Origin of the sequence: Paludibaculum fermentans (assembly GCF_015277775.1) — a bacterium.
Classification (GTDB): domain Bacteria; phylum Acidobacteriota; class Terriglobia; order Bryobacterales; family Bryobacteraceae; genus Paludibaculum; species Paludibaculum fermentans.
In genome coordinates this window covers 5183252-5203573 of the sequence record NZ_CP063849.1, presented here as the reverse complement: position 1 = coordinate 5203573, position 20322 = coordinate 5183252, and the positions used below count along the sequence as shown (strand labels likewise).

Below are 20322 nucleotides of genomic sequence, written 5' to 3'. Positions count from 1 at the left end.
ATAGGCCGGTGCACCCCCAAGAGTAGGCCGGTGCCTAGCGGCATGAACCGCAACGACCCCCAGCAAAAATCGCAAACTCTTCCGTGCCCCGCCGATATGATCCGGCGAGGGTGCGACTTCGAGCCTGGCCGGGCAATGCGCAGCCAGGCGGCACTCTCGATTGGGGCGCCCGCCGTTCCAGCAGATGGAATGCATGGCGGACAGGCGGAACTCTGCCCGAAAGATGGAGCGGTTGAAGGGAGTACGAAGTGGAGCTGCACCAGGCCGCGTCAGGCTGGCAATGGAAGATCAGCGGAACGATCGAGATCACCGACGGAGATGCGCTGCACGATGCGCTTTGCGGGATTGTCGGGGCGCATTCGATTTCCGAACTGGATCTGTCCGAGGTGTCTCACTGCGACCCGGCCTCGCTTCAGCTGCTCTGTTCCGCCGTGAAGACCGCGAATCGGCTGGGCGGCCGTCTGAACCTGGCCTCGCCCTCGCCGGCCGTCAAGGCGTGCAGCGAGGGGCTCGGCCTTTCGCTCTATGAGACGGGCATGACCGAAGTAAACCCGGGGAGTGATCCGCCCACTGGGCAGGTTGGGCTCGAAAGCGGCAAACCCGATTCCGGCGAGAGGAAGTCTGGAGACGGCTATGGCACCTAACCCAGTCGATACTTTCCTGCACGAAGCAGAGGAGCTGCTGGCGGAAATCGAAACGGCGGCGCTTTCGATGGCGGCCGGAGAGGCGCCGGAAGAGACAGTCCACCTCCTGTTTCGAGCCTTCCACACGATCAAAGGGTCGGGTGCGATGTGCGGGTTGGACGCGGTGGCCGGGTTTACCCATCACATCGAGAGCCTGCTCGCCCAGGTGAGGGATGGAGTGGTTCCGGTGTCGGGCGTACTGGCGGCCCTGATTCTGAAGGCCAAGGATCAGATTCGGCTGCTGCTTGACGCGGAACTCGGCGGGGACGACGTGCGGGAAGGATCCAGCGAGAGGCTGATTGAGGAGGCACGGAATCTTGCCGCTGCCGGAGAGCCTGGAATAGCGGCTGTCGCAGCTGCCAGGAGCGACAGTGCGGCTGGTGGTGGGGAATCAGGGGGTGCCTGGCTGATTGAGTTCCGGCCCAACGCGGGCTTGTTTGCGAGAGGCGGCAATCCCCTTGCGCTGCTCAAGGATCTCAGGCGCCTCGGGTCGTGTGAGGTGGTGGCGCATACCGATCTGGTTCCGGAGCTGGATGGGATCCAGCCGGACCAATGTTACTTATGGTGGAGCATTCGGCTCACTGCCAACTGCGACGAAAACGCGGTGCGGGACGTGTTCATCTTTGTGGAAGATGAGTGTCTCCTGGAAGTGAAACCCGCTGGGGGAGTGGTCAAGGGCACCGTTCGCGCACCGGAGGTCCAGGTTCCAGGCGCCATTGCGGCCACACGGACCAACAATTCTACATCCTCGAAGAAGAGCGTGGCGAAAGAGTCGACTGTTCGCGTTCCATCGAGCAGGTTGGACCGGTTGGTAAACCTTGTGGGCGAGCTGGTGATGAATCAGTCGCGCCTGGCTCAAAGTGTTTCGCAGCACAGGCTGCCGGAGCTGGCGAATCCCGTGCAGGAACTGGAGCGATTGGTGGCGGAGTTGCGCGATAACGTGCTGGGCATCCGGATGCTGCCTATCGGCACTTTATTCGGAGGGTTCCGCCGGCTTGTTCATGACCTCTCGAATGAGTTGGGGAAGGAAGCAGACCTCCTGACGGAGGGGGCTGAGACCGAACTGGACAAGAGCATCCTCGATCAATTGGGAGAGCCCCTGGTGCACTGCCTGCGCAACTGCCTGGACCATGGAGCGGAACTTCCTGATGAGCGGGAGGCGAGAGGCAAACCGAGGCGTGTAAAGGTGCACTTGTCCGCCACCCACATTGGTTCAAACGTCGTGGTTTGCGTGGAGGACGACGGAAGGGGTATCGATCTTGACGCGGTGAGGGCGAAGGCGGTGGAGAAGCAGTTGATTGCGGCGGATGCCAGTCTCAGCGAAAGGGAGCTACAGGGGCTGATCCTGCTGCCCGGGTTCTCGACGGCCAGCAAGGTGACAAGCGTATCCGGGCGCGGTGTTGGCATGGACGCGGTGAAGCGGCAAATCGACACGTTGCGCGGCAGTCTGGCGATCACCAGCGAACGTGGCAAGGGCACACGAATCAGCATCACCCTGCCCCTCACGCTGGCGATTATCGAGGGGCTGCTGATCCAGATCGGCAACGATCAGTTCATTGTTCCGATGGCGGTGGTGAATGAGAATGTCGAGCTATTGCGTTCGCAACGATGCCGCAGCAACGGGCGAAACCTGATTGCAGTGCGCGGAGAGCTGGTTCCCTATATCGACCTGAGGCGCATGTTCAGGATGGACGGCGCGGCGCTGCCGATCGAGAAGGTCGTGATTGTCCAGCATGAAGAGCAACGGGTGGGGATGGTCGTCGACTTTGTGCTTGGCACCCATCAGACGGTCATCCAGTCGCTGGGCGGATATTACCGGGACATCGAAGTGGTGTCCGGCGCGACGATTATGGGCGATGGCCGTGTGGCGTTGATTCTCAACATTCCCGCGATTGTGAGGATGGCGCAGGCGAACCCCGCGGCAGGTACCGGCACAGGGTCCAGAGGCTGCCTCCAGGCTGGCGCGAGGTTGCCGGATATGGCGAGCGAGCAGACCACGGACTACGCGCCGGCCACATGACTTGAGAGACCACGAGATGGCGTCCAACCAGCGAGAGCGGCGGCGGACGTGCGTGTGAGCGAATCCGCGGCAGTGGAAGAAGACCTGTCACGGGGTGAGTAAGAGAAACGGAGAAGGAAATGAATAACTGGAAGATCGGGACGCGAATCTCAGCAGGATTCGGAATCGTCATCGCGATTGCCCTCGTGCTCGGAGTGTTCGCATACAGCCAGGTGGAGCGGATTAACCAGGACTCCGCGCTTGTGACGCAGGCGGCCTTGCCCGGAGTCTATGTCATCGGACAGATTCAAGCGAACACGCAGGCCGCCTACAGTCTTGAGCTGCAGCACATCATCAGCAGCAGCCGGGAGGAGATGGAGCGCCTGGATACGGAAGTGCACGATCTGCGCACACGAATCACGACGATGTACGCGACCTATGAGAAATCACTGTCGGATGACAAGGATCGAGAGCTGTTTGACCGCCTGAAGGCGGCGCGGGCCGATTACAACGGTGCAGCGGACCGGATTTTCGCAATGAGCAAACAGAGGACCCCGGAAGCGGTGAAGCAGGCGCTGGAGTTGGCGATCCGGCAGAGACCTCTGTTTCTGCGTTACCTGGAGGCAAGTACGAACCTCGTGAATTACAACAAGGCGCGTGCGGATCGCGCCTCACAGGGTGTGGAAGGTGCCGTGAGCCGTGCCCGCATGGGAATCATTGTGGGGTTGGTCATTGCATTATCGATGGCCCTGCTGATCTCGATCCTGGTGGCGGGCAGTCTCACAAAGCCCCTGGCTGCGGCGGTCAAGCTGGTGAACCAGGTGTCCGAAGGTGACCTGTCGAACAAAGCGGAGGTGAGGTCGACCGACGAATTCGGGCAGATGCTGATGGCCCTGAACGGAATGGTGGACAACCTGAACGCAGCAGCTCAAGTGGCGGCCAGTATCTCGGAAGGTGATCTGACGGTGCATGCCAATGCCCGCTCAGAGCGGGACAAGTTGGGGCACGCGCTCGTCCGAATGCTGACGAACCTGCGAAAAACCGTGTCGAACGTGGCGACCGCGGCGGGCAATGTCGCAACCGGCAGCGAGGAGATGAGTTCGACTGCCCAGCAACTGGCACAAGGCGCCACGGAGCAGGCGGCGGCCGCGGAGGAGAGTACCTCGTCGATGGAGGAGATGGCTTCCAGCGTGCAGCAGAACGCCGACAATGCCCGGCAAACGGACAAGATCGCTTCGAAGGCTTCTGAGGATGCGCGGGCGAGCGGGGATGCCGTTGTGCAGACTGCCGGAGCGATGAAGCAGATTGCGGAGAAGATCAACATTATCGAAGAGATCGCCCGCAAGACGGATCTGCTGGCATTGAACGCGGCGGTGGAGGCGGCGAGGGCGGGTGAGCACGGCAAGGGATTTGCCGTGGTGGCCTCGGAGGTCCGCAAGCTGGCCGAGCGCAGCCAGACAGCCGCGGCCGAGATCAGCCGGTTGACCGTGGAGGGGGTACGGGTGGCTGAAGGGGCGGGGCAACTGTTAAGCCGGCTGGTTCCGGACATCCAGAAGACGGCGGAGTTGGTTCGAGAGATCGCGGCGGCGAGCCTGGAGCAGAGCGTGGGGGCCAATCAGGTGAACAAGGCCATGCAGCAACTGGATCAGGTGATCCAGCAGAATGCAGCGGCTTCGGAAGAGATGGCATCCACGGCCGAAGAGCTGTCAAGTCAATCGGAAGTGCTGCAGGCCAGCATTGGGTTTTTCAAGACTGGGGACGAGCAACTCTTCAGGACCTCGCACAGGCACCAGGGCCGCGGACAGCGCACCGCGATATCCGGCAGCAGGCCGGCGGCGGCCAGGCCGACTACGGCCGGATTGGCGCAGATGCATCAGGTGCTGGGAAGTGGAGCGAGTATCGACCTCGACGACAATGCCGGCAACGCGGACGCACGGGATGGCGAGTTCTCCCGGTATCAAGAGTAGCCGCAATCAGGAAGGAAGCCATGCAGGCCGAGAGCTGTCAATACATGACCTTCAAGCTCGGGAACGAGCTGTTTGCGATCGATGTAGCCCAAGTGCGTGAGGTGCTGGAGGTTTGCCAGGTTACCAAGGTGCCTACGGCTCCGGCCTATATGCGCGGAGTCGTCAATGTCCGCGGGCAAGCGACTCCCGTGGTGGATATGCGGTTGCGATTCGGACTGCCCCCGCAAGCCGACACCGTGCACACCAGGATCATTGTGATGGAGCTGGAACTGGCCGGGCAGCCTGCCGTGCTGGGGGGGATCGCGGACAGTGTCCACGAAGTCATCGAACTGGATGGCAGCAACACAGTTCCGGCGCCCAGAATTGCGATGCAGTGGCGGAGCGAGTTCATCCGGGGCATGGGGAAGCGTGGTGAAGACTTCATCATCATATTGGACGTCAATGCCGTTTTCTCCTGCGAGCAACTCACTTCGCCGGGTGATCCGGAGCCGTCGTGGGAAGACCGCCCGATGAGCCTGGAGGGCGCCCCGAGTTGAGCCGTGACCGACCGCGGGATGGAAATAACAATGCCGAAAATCATGATAATTGACGACTCCCTGTCGGTTCTCGAGTCGGTTCGGGACATGCTCGAATCCGCGGGACTCGAGGTGGGTGTGTTCTCAAGGTGGACGGACGCCGCACTGACGCTCCAGTCGGAGACCGTAGATCTAATCGTTACGGACATCTACATGCCGGACGGCGACGGACTGGAGGTGATCCGCGCGCGGCGGGCCAAATGGCCGGAGGTTCCCATCGTGGCGATGAGCGGGATGGGCGGTGCGCGAGACATGTTGAAGGTTGCCCGGCTCATGGGGGCTTGCCAGACGCTGAGAAAGCCCTTTTCGAAGGAGCAGCTATTGGCGGCGGTCGGCGCGGCGATACAGGGCAGCCCTCAAGGGCAGTCGAGTTGAGGTGCCGGCCGTTCCGGGTGAGGCTCACGATTTCGGCGTCAGTTGCGAATCTGGCGAATGAGCTGGATTCGGGTGGTGCGAGGCGTTGGCGCCTGTCCGGCGCGGCAGCGCAGCGGCTGGAAAGGGGAAGGATGGCATGAGGCGGGCTGATATTGGAGTGAATGGAGACGTCCCGGATGGCCTGATCGAACTCTCCCGGGAGGGATTTGCGCGGTTTGCAAATTACATCACCTGCCAGCTTGGCATCAAGATGCCGGAATCGAAGATGCCGTTGGTGCAGAGCCGTTTGATGCGCCGGGTGCGAGAGCTCAAGATGCGCTCGCTCAATGAGTATGAGGAGTACTTCTTCGCCGCTTCCCACGGCAGTGAGCGGGAGCACCTGATCAACGCCATGACGACGAATAAGACGGACTTCTTTCGAGAAGCCGGGCACTTCGAATTTCTGCGGAATATCGCGATCCCCACCCTGATGCGAAGCAGCAGCCGGATTGACTCGCGGCTGAAGGTCTGGTCGGCGGGATGCTCTTCCGGCGAGGAGCCCTACACGATTGCGATGGTGCTGGCAGAGTACGCCAGCGTCAACACCGGTTTCGACTTCGCAGTGCTCGGTACCGATATCTCCACGAAGGTTCTCCGGCATGCCCAAAGCGGGATTTACGCGGAATCTCTCATTGAGCCCGTCCCGAAGGAGATGCGCGGGAAGTATCTGCTGAAGAGCCGCAACCGGGCGGAGGAGCGGGTGAGAATCATCCCTGGCCTGCGCAAGAAGGTCAGCTTTCACCAGCTGAACTTCATGGAGGCGGATTACCGGATCAAAGACATGTTCGATGTCGTGTTCTTCCGGAATGTTCTGATCTACTTCGACCTGAAGACTCAGGAGGAGGTGGTGAACAGGATCTGCCGCAACCTGAATCCGGGCGGGTATTTTTTCGCGAGCCATTCGGAATCACTGTCAGCTCTAGATGTGCCCCTGAGGTCGATCGGAACGGCGATTTATCAGAGGCGGGAGGGCGCACTGGTGCAGGGGAAGGACTGATATGAAGACTCCGGGCAGGGTGAGGGTGTTGATCGTCGACGATTCCGCCTCGGTGCGGCAGGTTTTGAGGGAAGTCCTGGAGTCCGATCCACAGATCGAGGTGATTGGCGTGGCGCAGGATCCATATGTCGCGGTGGAGCGAATCAAGCAGGAGATCCCCGACGTCATGACCCTGGATATCGAGATGCCGCGCATGGACGGGCTGACATTCCTCGACCGGATCATGAGTCAGCATCCGATCCCGGTTGTGGTCTGTTCGACGCTGACTGGGCATGGGTCGGACACAGCTCTCGCGGCCCTGGAGAAGGGCGCCGTGGACATCATTGCCAAGCCGAAGTTAGGGGCAAAGGAGTTCATGGAAGAGTCGAGAGTCCGCATTTGCGACGTGGTTAAGTCGGCTGCGCGTGCAAGGCTGCAGCGGCCGCGGGTGAGCATCGATAGCGTGAAGCCGAAGCTGACGGCGGATGCCGTGATTGCCGCTCCGGCGTCCCGCGCCCTGATTCAGACCACTGAGACGGTAGTGGTAGTGGGCGCCTCGACCGGAGGGACCGAGGCACTCCGTGAGTTTCTGGAGGCATTGCCTTTGGACGCGCCGGGCGTCGTCATCGTGCAGCACATGCCGGAGGCGTTTACCGCCCGGTTTGCGCAGAGGTTGGATCATAGTTGCCGCGTGGCGGTGAAGGAGGCGGCGGAGAACGATTCGGTGCTCCGCGGCCAGGTTCTGATCGCGCCAGGCAACCGGCATCTGCTGCTGAAGCGCAGCGGCGCCCGTTACTTCGTGGAGCTAAGGGACGGACCTTTGGTCAGCCGCCACAGGCCGTCAGTGGATGTACTGTTCCGTTCGGCGGCCCGATATGGGGGACGAAACGTGATTGGCGTAATCATGACCGGCATGGGCGATGACGGAGCCAGGGGCATGTTGGAAATGAAGCAGGCCGGCAGCTTCAACATTGCACAGAATGAGGCGACGTCCGTGGTGTTCGGCATGCCGGCCGAGGCGATTAAGGCTGGCGGTGTCGACCGGGTGCTGCCGCTCGGCGAGATCGCCCGCGAAGTGGTGCGCTTATGTCACGCACAGTAGGCGCGACAGCCGCCAGGCGCGCGCTGGGTAGCGAATTCTGTCTCCGCCTGTGGAAGAAGCTGGGGCGTGCGGTAAGCAGCCGCCGGGTGAGCGGGCTGACGGCTGAAGAAGCGGCCTTGCTTCGGCGGGTGACTTCGGATCTCTCCGGGTTCAACCTGTCGGCGGAGGAAGTGTTTCTGCCCGTGGGCGGGCGCCTGATGGAGATTCAGTCGATGGCGCGGGCGGTAGCCAGGCACATGTCTGAGCTGTCCGGCCAGCTTTCGAACCACGACGCCTCGATCGCGTCGCTGGAGGGCGTACTCCTGGATGCGCAGGGGGATGGCGGAGGGGGGCAGATCAAAGACTGCGTCAACGGCCTGCGCCACGATGTGAAGGCGCTAGGCTCCGCCATCGAGGCGTTCGGCCCGATTCTGCACACTTTTGATGTTCTGGCGGTCATGACACGGGTGGAGAGTGCCCGGTTCGCCGACGAGGAGGGGAATTTTGCCGGATTGGCCGTCTCGGTGCTGGAGTTGTCACAGCAGATCCGCGACCAGGTGAGCACCAGCGCGGTGTCTGTCGCGGCGTTGCTTCAGACGGTCTCCGCCGCGGCGGCGGAGGCAGGCACAGTAGCGACACAGAGGCAGGCGAATCTGGCTCCACTGATGGAGCAGACAAGTGCCGGGCTTCGGAAGATTCGCGAGCAACGAAGTGCGGTGGCCAATGCGAACGCTCACCTGTCTCAGCAGTTCGAGGGTATCTCGACGTCGGTGGGCGATCTCGTGATGGCCCTGCAATCCCAGGACATTGTCCGGCAGCAGATTGAACATGTACAACAGGCGCTGCAGGCGGCAGGCGGCGAGGCTGGGGGCCCGAACCTGCTGCCGGCAATCGCCCACCTGCAGGCCGCGCAACTGGACAATGCGCGAACCGTCTTTGAATCCTCCGTACACAGGATCAGAGAGTCTCTGATTCGCATCGAGGGGAACATGGGTGAGGTGGCGATTGAGGCCACCCGTCTCTTGGGTGCATCGGAAGGCAGCGAGCCGGCGTTTTTTGAGGGCGTCCGGGCGAGCCTGGCCTCCACGCTGAACCTGTTGGGCAGGAACAGCGAAGCGGAGCACCGGCTGGTGTCGACGTCATGGACGGTCCGGCAGAGCCTCCGCGAGATTGAGGAAGCCATCACCGGAGTGCGGGCGGTGGGGGTGATGATGCAGCGGATCGGCTTGAATGCGACTATCCAGGCGGCTCGGCTTGGCAAAGCCGGCGCTTCGATGGAGATTGTCGCCAATGCGATCCAGGAGCTGGCGCGGCAGGCGGAGCAGGCATCGGAGAGGACGGAGAGCCTGCTGAACGGGATCCGCGCGGAGGCCAACTTACTGGAATCGACCTCTGACTCATTTGGTCAAACTGAGGCGGAGATCGCCGGACTGCGCCAGGACGGGGCAGCGTTGGAGGAAGCACAAGCGCTGGCCGGGTGCGGCTACCGGCGGTCGATTGAACTGATCGAGGGATTGAAGCAGCGCCTGGGCACCAGCGTGCAGGAGTTCGGCACGCAGGACGCGGCTGTCGAGGTTCTGCTCCGGGCCAGCAATGCCCTGCGAGATGCCGCGGCGGAGGCACCCGAGGCCAGTCCTGAGAGCCTGGCAATGGGGCAGGGGCAATACACCATGCGGTCAGAACGATCGATCCATTCCGCCATGACGGGATTACAGGCGCCGAGTGAGGATTCCCTCGCGCCGGCGGCCGCAGAAGCGGGGCCGGAAAACGATATCGAGTTCTTCTAATGGGCAGGCCGGGCGCGCAAGACCATGAGAGTGGCGATGATTCTGAGATTCGGCGAACGAGTGAGGGGTGGTAATGAATAAGAAGATTCTAGCTGTGGATGATTCCAGCACTGTCAGGCAGATGGTTTCGTTCACGCTGGTTTCCGCGGGCTACGAAGTAATCGAGGCGCGCGATGGGCAGGATGCGTTGTCCAAACTCGCCAGTCCGATGCCGCTCGGAATGGTGCTGACCGACTTGAATATGCCGAATCTCGATGGCATTGGGCTGATCCGGCATTTGAGAGCGCATGCCGCCTTCAAGTACGTTCCGATCGTGGTGCTCACGACCGAGTCGGATGTGGAGAAGAAGCAGGCGGCGCGCACCGCCGGGGCTACGGCCTGGATCGTGAAACCGTTCCGTCCGGAGCAGTTGCTCGCCGTGATTCAAAAGGTATTGGGATAGAGGTTCCGCACCGGATGGGGCGGGCAGTCACACCCCGCCGACTGAAGTCATCACTTAGGTGTTTGATTCTGGAAGGCCTTGATGACGGCGCTGTTGTCCATGGCGCCGAAGCCCGCGTTTTCAGCTGCTTCCAGTAATTGGAGGTGGACCTCTGAAAGAGGCAGCCGCGCACCCTGGCGTTCGCCCGAAGCGAGGATGAGTCGTACGTCCTTCAGGTGCTGGGAGAGCCTGGCTTCGGGCTCGAATTCCTCATTCAGCATCCGGGGGCCCTTGGTATCCATCGCGCGTGAGTAGGCCGGGCCGGCTTTCAGGATCTCGAGTGCGACATAGGGGTCGATGCCCGAAGTGCGCGCGAACTCCAAGCCTTCCGCGAGTACGGCGCGATTCAGGCCCAAGACCAGATTCATCACAAGTTTGATGCGCGCACCACTGCCCGCGGGACCGACATGGAAGGCCTGTTTGCAGAATTGTTCGAAGAGGTCGTGGCAGCGGGCGAAGGCTGTATCGGAGCCGCCGCAGAGGAAGATTGCCTCGCGCGTTTTCACCTGGCGGCTGGAGCCGCCTACCGTGGAGTCCACGTAGTCGACGCCCAGCGGGCTGAGCATGGAAGCAAACCCGACCGCGTCTTCCGGATCGCCCGTCGTCGTGTCGATGAGAATCGAGCCTGGCTTTAGCTTGGGCTTGATCTCTTCCAGAACCGCGCTGACGATGGCTGAAGTGGGCAGGCTCAGGATGATGCGCTCGCACTCCGCGACGACGGCCGCGGCGCAACACGCGGGTGCCCCGCCCAACTGGCGGAGCGCTTCCACTTGCTCGGCGCGCACGTCATAGCCGGTCACTGTGTAGCCGGATGCCAGCAGGCGTTCCGCCACGGCGGTGCCCACCAGGCCGATGCCAATGATGCCCACTCGATTCATCAGGCCCCCCGCCGTCCCGGCGCAAATCCGGTCGAACCCGAGATGCGCGAGACCTTCGTCAACTGCTTGGCCGCGCTGACGACGGCCGGAGCCGTATGTTCCACGAACTCCTGGAGAGAGCAGGCCATCCAGGGCGCGGCGGCGCTGATGGCCGCCCACGGGCGGTCGTCCGGATCGAAGATTGGCGCTGCGATCACACGCACTCCAATCACCGTATCCTGATCTGACACCGCGTAGCCGAGCTCGCGCACCTTCTGAAGGCGCGATTCGATCTCCGGGATTGTCACGGGCGTATTCGGAGTCATCTTCGTCCGCGGCCTGGCGTTGAGTATCTGCAGCCGCTCTTCCAGCGGCAGATGGGCGAGAATGGCGTGACCGATGGCCGTGCAGAAGGCGGGTACCCTGGCGCCGACACGCTGGGAGATGCCCAGGCGGCCGAGCGGCATCTGGAGCCGTTCCACGTACACGAGTTCGGGGCCATCCAGGACGGCGATGCTGGCCGCCTCATTGATGGGCCCCATCAACGAGCGTAAGATCGGCCGCGCGATGGTGTTGAGGTCCATCTGTCCGAAGGCGTTGAAGCCCAGATCCAGCACCTTGAGCCCAAGGCGGTAGCGTTTGCCCTCGGCGGGCAACAGGTAGCCGAGCATGACGAGGGTCTTCGCCAGGCGGTAAGTCGTGCCGGGATCGAGCTCGGCCCGGGCAGCGATCTGCGAGAGCGTGAGCTCGGGCTCGCGGGCGTCGAAGACCTCCAGGACCCGGAAGCCCTTGGCCAGCGACATCACCATGCTTTTGGAAGACTCGGTATCCGAAACTTTCATCGAAAACATCATGCTAACCCAACCGGCAAACTTTGTACACCTGTATTGACGCGGTTTTCATAGCATGATAACGTCAACTTCAACACAAATCCGAATATTATTTCGCATTCCGAAAGGACTCAAAATGAACAGGCGATATTTCCTGCCCACCATGGCGGCGGGGCTCGGCGCGATCCGGTTGGCGCCGGCTGCCAGTGACCGGGTCAACGTAGCGGTGATCGGAGTGCGCGGCCGCGGCCGGGCCTTAACGGGCGGGTTTGCGAAGTTGGCGGACGCGAATGTGGAGTACCTGGTGGATGTGGACGACCGGGTGGTGCCCGCTGCCGCGGCGCTGCTGGAGAAGGCGGGCCGGAAGCCGCCAAAGGTCATCCGAGACATGCGGCGCGTCTTCGACGACAAGTCGATTGATGCGGTTGTGATCGCGACTCCGGATCACTGGCACGCGCCGGCGGCCATCATGGCCTGCGACGCCGGGAAGGATGTCTACCTGGAGAAGCCGTGCTCGCACAACATTCGCGAGGGGCGGCTGATTGTGGAGGCCACGCGCCGGAACAAGCGGATTGTGCAGCATGGCACGCAGTCTCGCAGCCGCGAGATCACGCGGGCCGCAATCGACTATATCCACGGCGGCAACATCGGCAAGGTGGTGATGGCGAAGGCGTGGGATGTGCAGCGGCGCAACGACATCGGGCACAAAGCCGACAGCCCGGTACCGGCGGAGGTGGATTACGACACCTGGGTAGGGCCGGCGCAGTTCATGCCCTTCAATGAGAACCGCTTCCACTACAACTGGCACTGGCATTGGAACTTCGGCACCGGCGACGCGGGCAATGACGGGGCGCACCAGATTGACATGGCGCGCTGGGCGCTGGGTGTTGAGCTGCCCACCGAGGCTGCCGGCACCGGCGCGAAGTTGTACTTCGAGGACGATCAACAGACTCCGGACACGATCAACGCCACATTCCGCTACCCGGGCAAGATGCTGATGTTCGAGCTGCGCATTTGGAATCCGTACGGCCTGGAGGGGGTGGAGAACGGCGTGGCGGTGTACGGCGGCAACGGCATGGTGCAGATCGGCAAGTGGGACCGGCAGTGGGGCTATAAGGTCTTTGACGACAAGGGCAAGCTGGTCAAGCACGAGCAGGGCGCGGGCGAAGATGAGGCGCATGTCAGGAACTTCGTGGACTGTGTGAAGTCGAGGAAGGCGCCGAACGCGGAGATCGAGATTGGATTCCGCTCGGTGGTGCATTGTCACCTGGCCAACATCGTGGCTCGGACAGGACGCACGATTCATTACGACGCGAACACAGACGCAGTCACGGGGGACGCTGAGGCCGCCAAGCTCGCCCAGCGTACCTACCGGGACCACTGGTCAAAGCCTCGCGGAGTGTGAGGCGCAGCCGAACGAACTGAAATTGAGGAGGAAGTAAACCATGTCTCAAGTCAGACATTGGCCCCGGGTCTGGGCCGCGGCGCTGTTCTTTTCAGCCCTCTGCCTCGCCCAGGTAAACACAGCCACGATTTACGGGACCGTCACGGATCCGAGCGGCTCAGCCATCCCACAGGCTGCCGTCAATGCGGCCAACCTGCAGACCGGAGGAAGCTGGAATGCCGTCACGAACGCGCACGGCGAGTACACCTTTACATTTCTCCCGGCCGGCCTCTACACGATCACCACGAAGGGTGCTGGCTTCAAGGAGTCCCGCAATACGGGCATCGAACTCTCGGGCGGACAGGAGCTGCGGCTGAAGTACGCCATGGCGCTGGGCGAGGTGACGGAGACCGTGACGGTGAGCGCTGAGACACCCCTGATCAATACCGCCAACGCCGAGCAATCCCTGAATCTGAATCTGGCTCGCGTGAAGGAGTTGCCGACCGCGAATCGGGATTGGAGTTCGCTGCTCAACCTGGGCGCGGGCATGACCGTGAGCAATAATGCGGTCTCCATGAACGGCCTGCCGCAGGACGGCTTCCGGTTCACGGTGGATGGCGCGAACGCGAGCGGCAGTGGCGAATCGGAGACACTTACGTCGCTTGGCTACATTAAGGCAGTGAGCCTGGAAGCGGTGCGTGAAGTCACGGTAACCAGCGGCATCGCACCGGCCGAAACCGGTCCTACGATGTCGGGCAACGTGAATGTGATTACGAAGAGCGGCACAAACGACATGCACGGCTCGTTGTTCGAGAACAATCGCATCGAAGATGTCGCGGCCCGCAACCAGTTCCTGACGACCCGTCCGCCGGTGACGTTCAACCAATTCGGCGGATCCATCGGCGGACCGGTGATCAAGAACAAACTCTTCTACTTTGGTGTCTTTGAAGGTTACAGGTCGCGGGCCTTCACGGCTGTCAGCGGCAATGTGCCGACTGGTGAGTTCCGAGCGCTGGCCACCGCGGCCAATCCCGCCATGAAGACCTTCTTCGATACGTTCCCGCTGCCGAACTCCGGCTACGCGCCGGGCGCCGTGACCGGGTTCTACCAGAGCGCGGCGTCGGGCGTGGAAAACAGCAACCACTACAGCGTGCGCGGCGACTACATGGCGACCGATCGCGACATGCTTTCGATTCGCTACACCTATGACACGCCGTTCCAACTGACGCCGCGCGTCTCTCCACAGAACACGCGCACCTTCGATGTCACAACGCACAAGGGTGTAGTCAGCTACATTCATTCGAGCGCCGGTTACAGCGCCGAGACGCGCGTCGGCTACAACCGGTTTGAGCGAGCCCGGCTCGACAGTATCTTCACCCTTGGGGTGAGCGCCATCACGGGTTCGCTGGGCTTCTCCAACTCCGGCGAGCTGATGGAGAACCTGGGAATCAACTACAGCTTTGACCAGATCGTGGCATTGACCCGCGGCCGGCACTCGATCAAGTTCGGCGGCCTGTTCCAGATGTACGAATCGGGCCGCAACAATGAGACGGTACCCGAGTTCCAGTTCGCCAACGCCAACGATCTGCTGGCCAACAAACCCAGCCAGGTGACGATCAGTTTTGGAGTCCGGCCCTACACGCTGCGCAACTGGATCACCGGCTTCTTCATTCAGGACGACTTTCGGGTCAGCCGGAACTTCATGGTGAACCTGGGCTTGCGCGCGGACTGGTTTTCCGTGCCGACTGAGGATTCCGGCCGCATCTTCAATCGCACCGGCCCGTTCGGCATCGGTCCCTACACCAGTCCCGACAGCATCTACAGCGGCAGCAAGTTCGACTATTCGCCGAGAGCCGGATTTGCGTGGACCGTGACGCCGAAGACGGTCATCCGCGCCGGCAGCGGCATCTTCACCAGCGCGCACAACCAGTTCGGCGGGCCGGTGGAGCTGATCCAGAATGCGATCGACGAGCCGAATCGCGTGGTGTTCAGCGCGGTCGAAGCCGGACGTTTCGGGATCTCCTACCCGACTACGAACGCGACGGTACTGCCGCTGGTGAAAGGAGCCGGGCCGATCTCGGGCACGGTGATCGGACAGCGCTTCCCCCAGCCGTCCAGCATTCAATGGACCATGAGCATTTCGCGCGAACTCGGAAAGACCTTTTCCGTGGAGACCGCCTATGTAGGCAACCACGCCATCCACGCGAACGTCGTGCGGCGCATCAACCAGGTGAATCCGCTGACCGGACTGCGTCCCTACGACGGCTACTCCGAGTACAACTACTACGACGGTTCGGAGAGCAGCAACTACAACGCCTGGCAGAACACAGTTCGCAAGCGGTTCTCGAACGGATTCCAGATGGGCGGGATGTATAGCTGGGCCCGGTCGATGTCGTACAGCAATGCGGCCAATATCGGGTTCCCGAACCCGCCGCAGGACTCGACGAACATCCGCGGCGACTATGGCCCCAGCCCGTTCGACATCCGCCACCGGTTCAATATCGACTACCTGTATGAGCTGCCTCTGCTGAAGCTGACGGGACGGACGGGCAAGGGCGCCCGCCTGCTGCTGGGTGGCTGGCAACTGTCGGGCATCTATACGGCGGAAACCGGACCGCCGATCAACCTCACACAGAGCACGTCGTACCAGAGCACGCGGCCCGACTACATCGGAGGGAATGCCTACATGCCTGATGCGTCCGCCACCCTGCAGTTCCTGAACAAGGCGGTTTTCGCGAGGATTCCGGTGGGCCTGGCGAATGCGCCGCTGCGCTTCGGCAATATCGGCCGTAACGCGCTGCGCGCGCCCGGCTTCTGGAATCTCGATATGGCCGTGGCCAAGAATCTGGACTTCAGCGAACGCGTGCGGCTGCAACTGCGGGCCGATATGTTCAATTCGCTGAACCACACGAACTTCTCCGGGATTTCCACGGCGATTGAAGCGGGCAATTTCGGCCGCTTCACTTCCACGCGTGGCGCCCGGGTGATGCAGTTCAATGCACGGCTCAGCTTCTAGCGATGGGGGACACGGCCTGGTTCCAGCTCGTAATAGGATGGAGCCGGGCCGACGAACAATGCGAAGCTTGATTGGACTCCTGATGCTGGCCTCGGCCGCCAGCGGGCAAACTGTTTTGCGTAGCGAGCACTTCGCTCATTACGCGCAGGAGTTCAACCGCGCCTTTCCTGAGGATCTGGTCAACGCGATCCCGGACGCGCAGGCCGCCGAGTGGATGCAGCGCAACACACCGCTGTTCACCTGTCCGGATCCTGATATCGAGCGGACCTGGTACTACCGCTGGTGGACCTTCCGCAAGCACATCAAACAGACGCCGGATGGTTTTGTGATTACTGAGTTCCTGCGGCCTGTCAGGCACGCGGGGGTGCACAACACGATCAGTTGCGCCCTGGGCCACCATCTGGCAGAGGGCCGCTGGCTTCGGGACCGGCGCTACCTGGACGAGTACCTCAATTTCTGGCTGCGTAAGGGTGAGCAGGGCGGCATGCAGCGCCACTACCACCAGTACAGCGGCTGGACGGCGTGGGCGGCCTATGAACGCTGGCTGGCCGACGGGGACACGAAGTACGTAACTTCCCTGCTGGACGCGCTGGTGAGCGATTACCAGCAGTGGGAGCGCGACCGCCAGTTGCCCGGTGGGCTGTTCTGGCAGTACGACGTACGAGACGGGATGGAGGAGTCGGCCAGCGGGTCGCGGAAGAACAAGAACGCCCGTCCCACGATCAACAGCTATATGTTCGGCAACGCGAAGGCCATAGCCGCCATAGCGCGGCTTGCCAACAAGCAGGAACTGGCCCTGATGTATGACGCGAAGGCCGTCCGCCTGCGCGAACTGGTGGAGCAACAGCTGTGGGACCAGGATGCCCGGTTCTTCAAGGCGCGGCTGGATACAAATCAACTGGCCAGTGTGCGGGAGGAGATCGGCTTTACCCCCTGGCTGTTTGAGCTGCCGGAGCCCCGGCATGGGTTCGAGGCTGCCTGGAAGCAACTGATGGACCCAGAAGGTTTCTTTGCGCCATACGGGCCGACTACCGCCGAGCAGCGGCACCCCGCCTACGGCATCCACGAGGTGGGTGACAACTGCCAGTGGAATGGTCCGAGCTGGCCTTTCTCCACCACCATCACGCTCAAGGCGCTGGCGAATGTCCTGAACGATTACGAGCAGAGCGGCATCTCGGTAGATGACTACTTCAAGACCTTCGGGATCTACACCAGGAGCCAGACGCTGCGGCGGCCCGATGGGACGGTGGTGCCGTTCATCGACGAGAATCTCCATCCGCAGACCGGCGAGTGGTGGGCCCGGGCTCTGGCCATTAAGAAAGGACAGTTCACGGCGCGCGGCGACCACTATAACCATTCGTCCTACAACGACCTGGTGATTACCGGACTGGTGGGCTTGCGGCCTCGGGCGGACAATATCGTGGAGGTGAATCCGCTGATCCCGGCTGGGCGCTGGGACTGGTTCTGCCTGGATAACGTGCCCTATCACAACACGACGCTCACCATCCTGTGGGATCGTACGGGCCGCAAGTTCGGCCGTGGCAAGGGGCTGGTCGTCATGGCCGGGGGCAAGCCGATTGCCCGCTCGCCGGTGTTGCGGCGGACCACGGGGCGGCTGAATTGAGCCGGGGACGGCGGCCGGCTTTCGAGCATACTGGGTTTGAGTATTTTCAGATGAGAGTGAGCGGGAAGATGTCATGCATATAGAAGCTGGTTGCGGCAGACGTTCTCAGGTGGCGCCATGACGCGCGCCTTCGACCTGGCCATCGTCGCCGCCTACCTCGCCTTCATGGCCGGGCTGGGTGTGTGGTTCTCGCGCCGCCAGACTTCCACTGAGAACTACTTCGTCGCGAAGCGCTCTGTGCCCTCGTGGGCCATGGGCATGAGCATGCTGGCGACGATGGTGTCCAGCGTGACCTTTGTGGCTTACCCCGGGTCCTCCTACGCAAAGGACTGGTCGCTGCTGGTGCCCGGGTTCCTGCTGCTGGCGCTGCTGCCGGTGATCGGCAGGATCATCATCCCCTTCTATCGCGAAGAGGTCGGGATGAGCGCCTATGAGTACTTCCAACGGCGCTTCGGCCGGCCGGCGCGCGTCTATGCCGCGATTGCATTCTCCCTGGCGCACTTCAGCAAGATGGGCTTCGTGCTATACCTGATGGCCTTGACCATCGCGAGCATGACGGGGTGGGACATCGTCACGGTGATCTTCGCGGTAGCCGTGGTGATGGTGTTCTACACCGTCATCGGCGGCATCGAGGCGGTGGTGTGGTCCGACGTCGTGCAGGGTTTCGTCATGTGGGCGGGCATTGCCGTGGCCCTGGGCTATCTTCTCTTCCTGCCTCCAGGCGGACCCGGAGCCGTCTTCGCCGCCGCCGCGCACAGCGGGAAGTTTGCACTGGGCAGCCCGGATTTCGACTTCACGCGGCCCACGATTCCCGTGGCGATCCTCTATGGGCTGTTCTGGTATGGCCAGCGCTACGTGGCGGACCAGACCATGGTGCAGCGCTATTTGCTGGCCAAGTCCGATCGCGGTGCGATGCGGGGTGTGGCGATGGGCGCGCTGCTCTGTGTGCCCGTCTGGGCGTTCTTCATGCTGATCGGCACCTGTGTCTGGTCCTTCTTCCGGCTGACCGGAGAGGCGATCCCCAAGACGATCCAGAAGGCCGACCAGATGTTCCCGTATTTCCTCAGCGCGCATTTGCCGCCCGGAGTGATGGGCCTGCTGCTGGCCGCGCTGACCGGCGCCGCCATGACCATGCTGGCCAGCGACCTGAACACGCTGTCCATGGTCCTGGTGGAAGATTTCTACCGCGCCGCGCGGCCCGCCGCCACGGACAAGCAGCGGCTCAAGGTGGCCCGCCTGCTGGTGGTGGTGGTGGGGCTCCTGAACGTCGTCACGGCGGTCATCCTGGTCCAGACCAAGGGCAGTGCGCTGTCCATGTGGTTTGCGGTTTCCGCCATCGCCTCCGGCGGCCTGGCGGGGCTATTCTTCCTGGCGTTCCTCAGCCGCCGCGCGACACGCCGCAGCGCCTGGGTGGGCATTGTGTGCAGTTCGGTATTCACCGTGTGGGCTGTGCTGACAAAAGGCGCGGCTCCCCTGGTGAATCTTGCTCCGTTCAACTATCCAGGCGACGACCTGACGATTGGCGCCGTGGGCAACGTCATTCTCTTTGTTGCCGGCCTGGCCGCCAGCCTTCTGGAGCAGCCAACACTAGCGGGCGATCAGGGCACGGTCTGGCACTGGCTGGCGTCGCGGCAGGCAACGGTAGAGAAAGGCTCTCATGCATAGAAGAAACTTCCTGTTCGGTTGTGCCGCTACACTGATGGCCCCCGAAGAAGCTCCACTGCCCATCCGGGTGGGATCGCAGGTCGCGGCCAGCTTCTACTCGGGCGAGGCCTACGACAAGCCGTTTCTCTATCCCATCAAGACGGTTTCCGGCAAGGTGCTTTCGCGAGGGTGGCCTTTGGAGCCGCGAGAGGGCGATAGCAAGGATCATGGCTGGCACCGCGGATTCTGGTACGGCCACGGCAGCATCAATGGAGCTGATTTCTGGCGCGAGCAGGGCAGGGACAAGACGGCCCGCCTGATCAACAAAGCCCAACCTCGCCTTGGCAAGGGCAGCGTGGTGGTGGATCTCTCGATGACGCCGCCGGACGGGAAGGCTATCGGTTCCATGCGCCAGGAGTTCCGGTTCGCGGACAAGGGCAACCTGCGCACGATTGATGCGGTGATCACGATTCTCGCCGATTGCGGAGTCGGGCTCGTGTTCGGAGACAGCGACGACGGAGGCTTCGCGTTCCGCCTGAACGAGTCGTTTCGTGAGGACAAAGGCGCGCGACTGCGCAATTCCAACGGTCTCACCGGAACCAAGGCGATCTGGGGCAAACCTGCGTTGTGGGTGGACTATTCGGCTTCCGTGGACGGCGGGCAGGCCGGAGTGGCTTTGTTCGACCACCCGTCGAACCTGCGTCATCCCACCAGATGGCATGCGCGCGGCTATGGGCTGAACGCGGCGAATCCGTTCGCGCTGAAGAGTTTCACCAAGGACCCGAATGCAGACGGGGGCTACACCCTGCCGGCCGGGCAGAAGCTGGTGATGCGTTACCGCGCCGTCATCTATGAGGGCGCTCCCGACATTGCGAAACTCTACGGCGAGTTTGCCCGGCGGTAGGTCGGCCCAGCCACGATGGGCCAGCGGAAACCGAGTTGCCGCGGCCAAGCAGAAGAGGCTCCATCGACACCTTGACGGCTTGGACGGAGCCCCTCCGGTC

Annotated in this window: 16 protein-coding genes; 14 read left to right on the top strand and 2 right to left on the bottom strand. The window is 62.3% G+C overall.

Going from position 1 to position 20322, the window contains the following annotated elements:
- Positions 1-248: 248 nt before the first annotated feature.
- The 9 genes from IRI77_RS20410 to IRI77_RS20370 all read left to right on the top strand — a co-directional run bounded on the left by IRI77_RS20410 (position 249) and on the right by IRI77_RS20370 (position 9924).
- Positions 249-644: an STAS domain-containing protein gene (locus IRI77_RS20410; RefSeq protein WP_194446871.1), complete on the top strand. Its 396-nt coding sequence runs from the start codon at positions 249-251 to the stop codon at positions 642-644.
- Positions 634-2703: a chemotaxis protein CheA gene (locus IRI77_RS20405; RefSeq protein ID WP_194446870.1), complete on the top strand. Its 2070-nt coding sequence runs from the start codon at positions 634-636 to the stop codon at positions 2701-2703. Before IRI77_RS20410 ends, IRI77_RS20405 begins: the two co-directional genes overlap by 11 nt.
- 119 nt (positions 2704-2822) lie before the next feature.
- A complete protein-coding gene (locus IRI77_RS20400; protein ID WP_194446869.1) occupies positions 2823-4649 on the top strand; it encodes a methyl-accepting chemotaxis protein in 1827 nt (608 codons plus the stop codon).
- Between the two features lie 44 nt (positions 4650-4693).
- Entirely contained in the window at positions 4694-5185 is a 492-nt protein-coding gene (locus IRI77_RS20395) for a chemotaxis protein CheW (protein WP_267239318.1), read from the top strand.
- A gap of 30 nt (positions 5186-5215) precedes the next feature.
- Positions 5216-5599, top strand: a complete 384-nt coding sequence (locus IRI77_RS20390) for a response regulator (protein ID WP_194446867.1) — start codon at positions 5216-5218, stop codon at positions 5597-5599.
- 136 nt (positions 5600-5735) lie between these two features.
- A complete protein-coding gene (locus IRI77_RS20385; RefSeq protein ID WP_194446866.1) occupies positions 5736-6635 on the top strand; it encodes a CheR family methyltransferase in 900 nt (299 codons plus the stop codon).
- Between the two features lies 1 nt (position 6636).
- Positions 6637-7716 (top strand): protein-glutamate methylesterase/protein-glutamine glutaminase, encoded by a 1080-nt coding sequence (locus tag IRI77_RS20380; RefSeq protein ID WP_194446865.1) that lies wholly within the window; start codon positions 6637-6639, stop codon positions 7714-7716.
- The gene (locus tag IRI77_RS20375) at positions 7701-9482 is read left to right on the top strand and encodes a methyl-accepting chemotaxis domain-containing protein (RefSeq protein WP_194446864.1); all 1782 of its coding nucleotides are present in this window, start codon (positions 7701-7703) and stop codon (positions 9480-9482) included. The genes IRI77_RS20380 and IRI77_RS20375 overlap by 16 nt, the downstream gene beginning before the upstream one ends.
- Positions 9483-9555: 73 nt before the next feature.
- On the top strand, positions 9556-9924 hold the full coding sequence (locus tag IRI77_RS20370) for a response regulator (RefSeq protein WP_194446863.1): 369 nt from the start codon (positions 9556-9558) through the stop codon (positions 9922-9924).
- A gap of 50 nt (positions 9925-9974) precedes the next feature.
- Here IRI77_RS20370 and IRI77_RS20365 read toward each other — a convergent pair whose 3' ends face one another.
- Together IRI77_RS20365 and IRI77_RS20360 are read right to left on the bottom strand one after the other, a co-directional pair.
- Positions 9975-10841: an NAD(P)-dependent oxidoreductase gene (locus IRI77_RS20365; protein ID WP_194446862.1), complete on the bottom strand. Its 867-nt coding sequence runs from the start codon at positions 10839-10841 to the stop codon at positions 9975-9977.
- Positions 10841-11662, bottom strand: coding sequence for an IclR family transcriptional regulator (locus tag IRI77_RS20360; protein WP_228486228.1), 822 nt, complete (start codon positions 11660-11662; stop codon positions 10841-10843). Before IRI77_RS20360 ends, IRI77_RS20365 begins: the two co-directional genes overlap by 1 nt.
- Positions 11663-11786: 124 nt before the next feature.
- Here IRI77_RS20360 and IRI77_RS20355 point away from each other — a divergent pair, with 124 nt between their 5' ends.
- The 5 genes from IRI77_RS20355 (at position 11787) to IRI77_RS20335 (ending at position 20222) form a co-directional block, all read left to right on the top strand.
- A complete protein-coding gene (locus IRI77_RS20355) occupies positions 11787-13055 on the top strand; it encodes a Gfo/Idh/MocA family protein (RefSeq protein ID WP_194446860.1) in 1269 nt (422 codons plus the stop codon).
- Positions 13056-13095: 40 nt separating this feature from the next.
- Complete coding sequence (locus IRI77_RS20350) at positions 13096-16050, top strand: TonB-dependent receptor (protein WP_194446859.1); 2955 nt, start codon at positions 13096-13098, stop codon at positions 16048-16050.
- Between the two features lie 58 nt (positions 16051-16108).
- Positions 16109-17674 (top strand): MGH1-like glycoside hydrolase domain-containing protein, encoded by a 1566-nt coding sequence (locus tag IRI77_RS20345; protein WP_228486227.1) that lies wholly within the window; start codon positions 16109-16111, stop codon positions 17672-17674.
- Positions 17675-17791: 117 nt separating this feature from the next.
- Positions 17792-19339, top strand: a complete 1548-nt coding sequence (locus IRI77_RS20340; protein WP_194446858.1) for a sodium:solute symporter — start codon at positions 17792-17794, stop codon at positions 19337-19339.
- A complete protein-coding gene (locus IRI77_RS20335; protein ID WP_194446857.1) occupies positions 19332-20222 on the top strand; it encodes a DUF6807 domain-containing protein in 891 nt (296 codons plus the stop codon). Before IRI77_RS20340 ends, IRI77_RS20335 begins: the two co-directional genes overlap by 8 nt.
- Positions 20223-20322 lie beyond the last annotated feature (100 nt).

Excerpts from the sequence above, each read along its gene's own strand:
- IRI77_RS20355 (WP_194446860.1), top strand. The coding sequence starts at position 11,787 with ATGAACAGGCGATATTTCCTGCCCACCATGGCGGCGGGGCTCGGCGCG.
- IRI77_RS20375 (WP_194446864.1), top strand. The coding sequence starts at position 7,701 with ATGTCACGCACAGTAGGCGCGACAGCCGCCAGGCGCGCGCTGGGTAGC.
- IRI77_RS20400 (WP_194446869.1), top strand. The coding sequence starts at position 2,823 with ATGAATAACTGGAAGATCGGGACGCGAATCTCAGCAGGATTCGGAATC.
- IRI77_RS20405 (WP_194446870.1), top strand. The coding sequence starts at position 634 with ATGGCACCTAACCCAGTCGATACTTTCCTGCACGAAGCAGAGGAGCTG.
- IRI77_RS20335 (WP_194446857.1), top strand. The coding sequence starts at position 19,332 with ATGCATAGAAGAAACTTCCTGTTCGGTTGTGCCGCTACACTGATGGCC.
- IRI77_RS20370 (WP_194446863.1), top strand. The coding sequence starts at position 9,556 with ATGAATAAGAAGATTCTAGCTGTGGATGATTCCAGCACTGTCAGGCAG.
- IRI77_RS20385 (WP_194446866.1), top strand. The coding sequence starts at position 5,736 with ATGAGGCGGGCTGATATTGGAGTGAATGGAGACGTCCCGGATGGCCTG.
- IRI77_RS20360 (WP_228486228.1), bottom strand. The coding sequence starts at position 11,662 with ATGAAAGTTTCGGATACCGAGTCTTCCAAAAGCATGGTGATGTCGCTG.
- IRI77_RS20395 (WP_267239318.1), top strand. The coding sequence starts at position 4,694 with ATGACCTTCAAGCTCGGGAACGAGCTGTTTGCGATCGATGTAGCCCAA.
- IRI77_RS20365 (WP_194446862.1), bottom strand. The coding sequence starts at position 10,841 with ATGAATCGAGTGGGCATCATTGGCATCGGCCTGGTGGGCACCGCCGTG.
- IRI77_RS20390 (WP_194446867.1), top strand. The coding sequence starts at position 5,216 with ATGCCGAAAATCATGATAATTGACGACTCCCTGTCGGTTCTCGAGTCG.
- IRI77_RS20380 (WP_194446865.1), top strand. The coding sequence starts at position 6,637 with ATGAAGACTCCGGGCAGGGTGAGGGTGTTGATCGTCGACGATTCCGCC.
- IRI77_RS20350 (WP_194446859.1), top strand. The coding sequence starts at position 13,096 with ATGTCTCAAGTCAGACATTGGCCCCGGGTCTGGGCCGCGGCGCTGTTC.
- IRI77_RS20345 (WP_228486227.1), top strand. The coding sequence starts at position 16,109 with ATGCGAAGCTTGATTGGACTCCTGATGCTGGCCTCGGCCGCCAGCGGG.
- IRI77_RS20340 (WP_194446858.1), top strand. The coding sequence starts at position 17,792 with ATGACGCGCGCCTTCGACCTGGCCATCGTCGCCGCCTACCTCGCCTTC.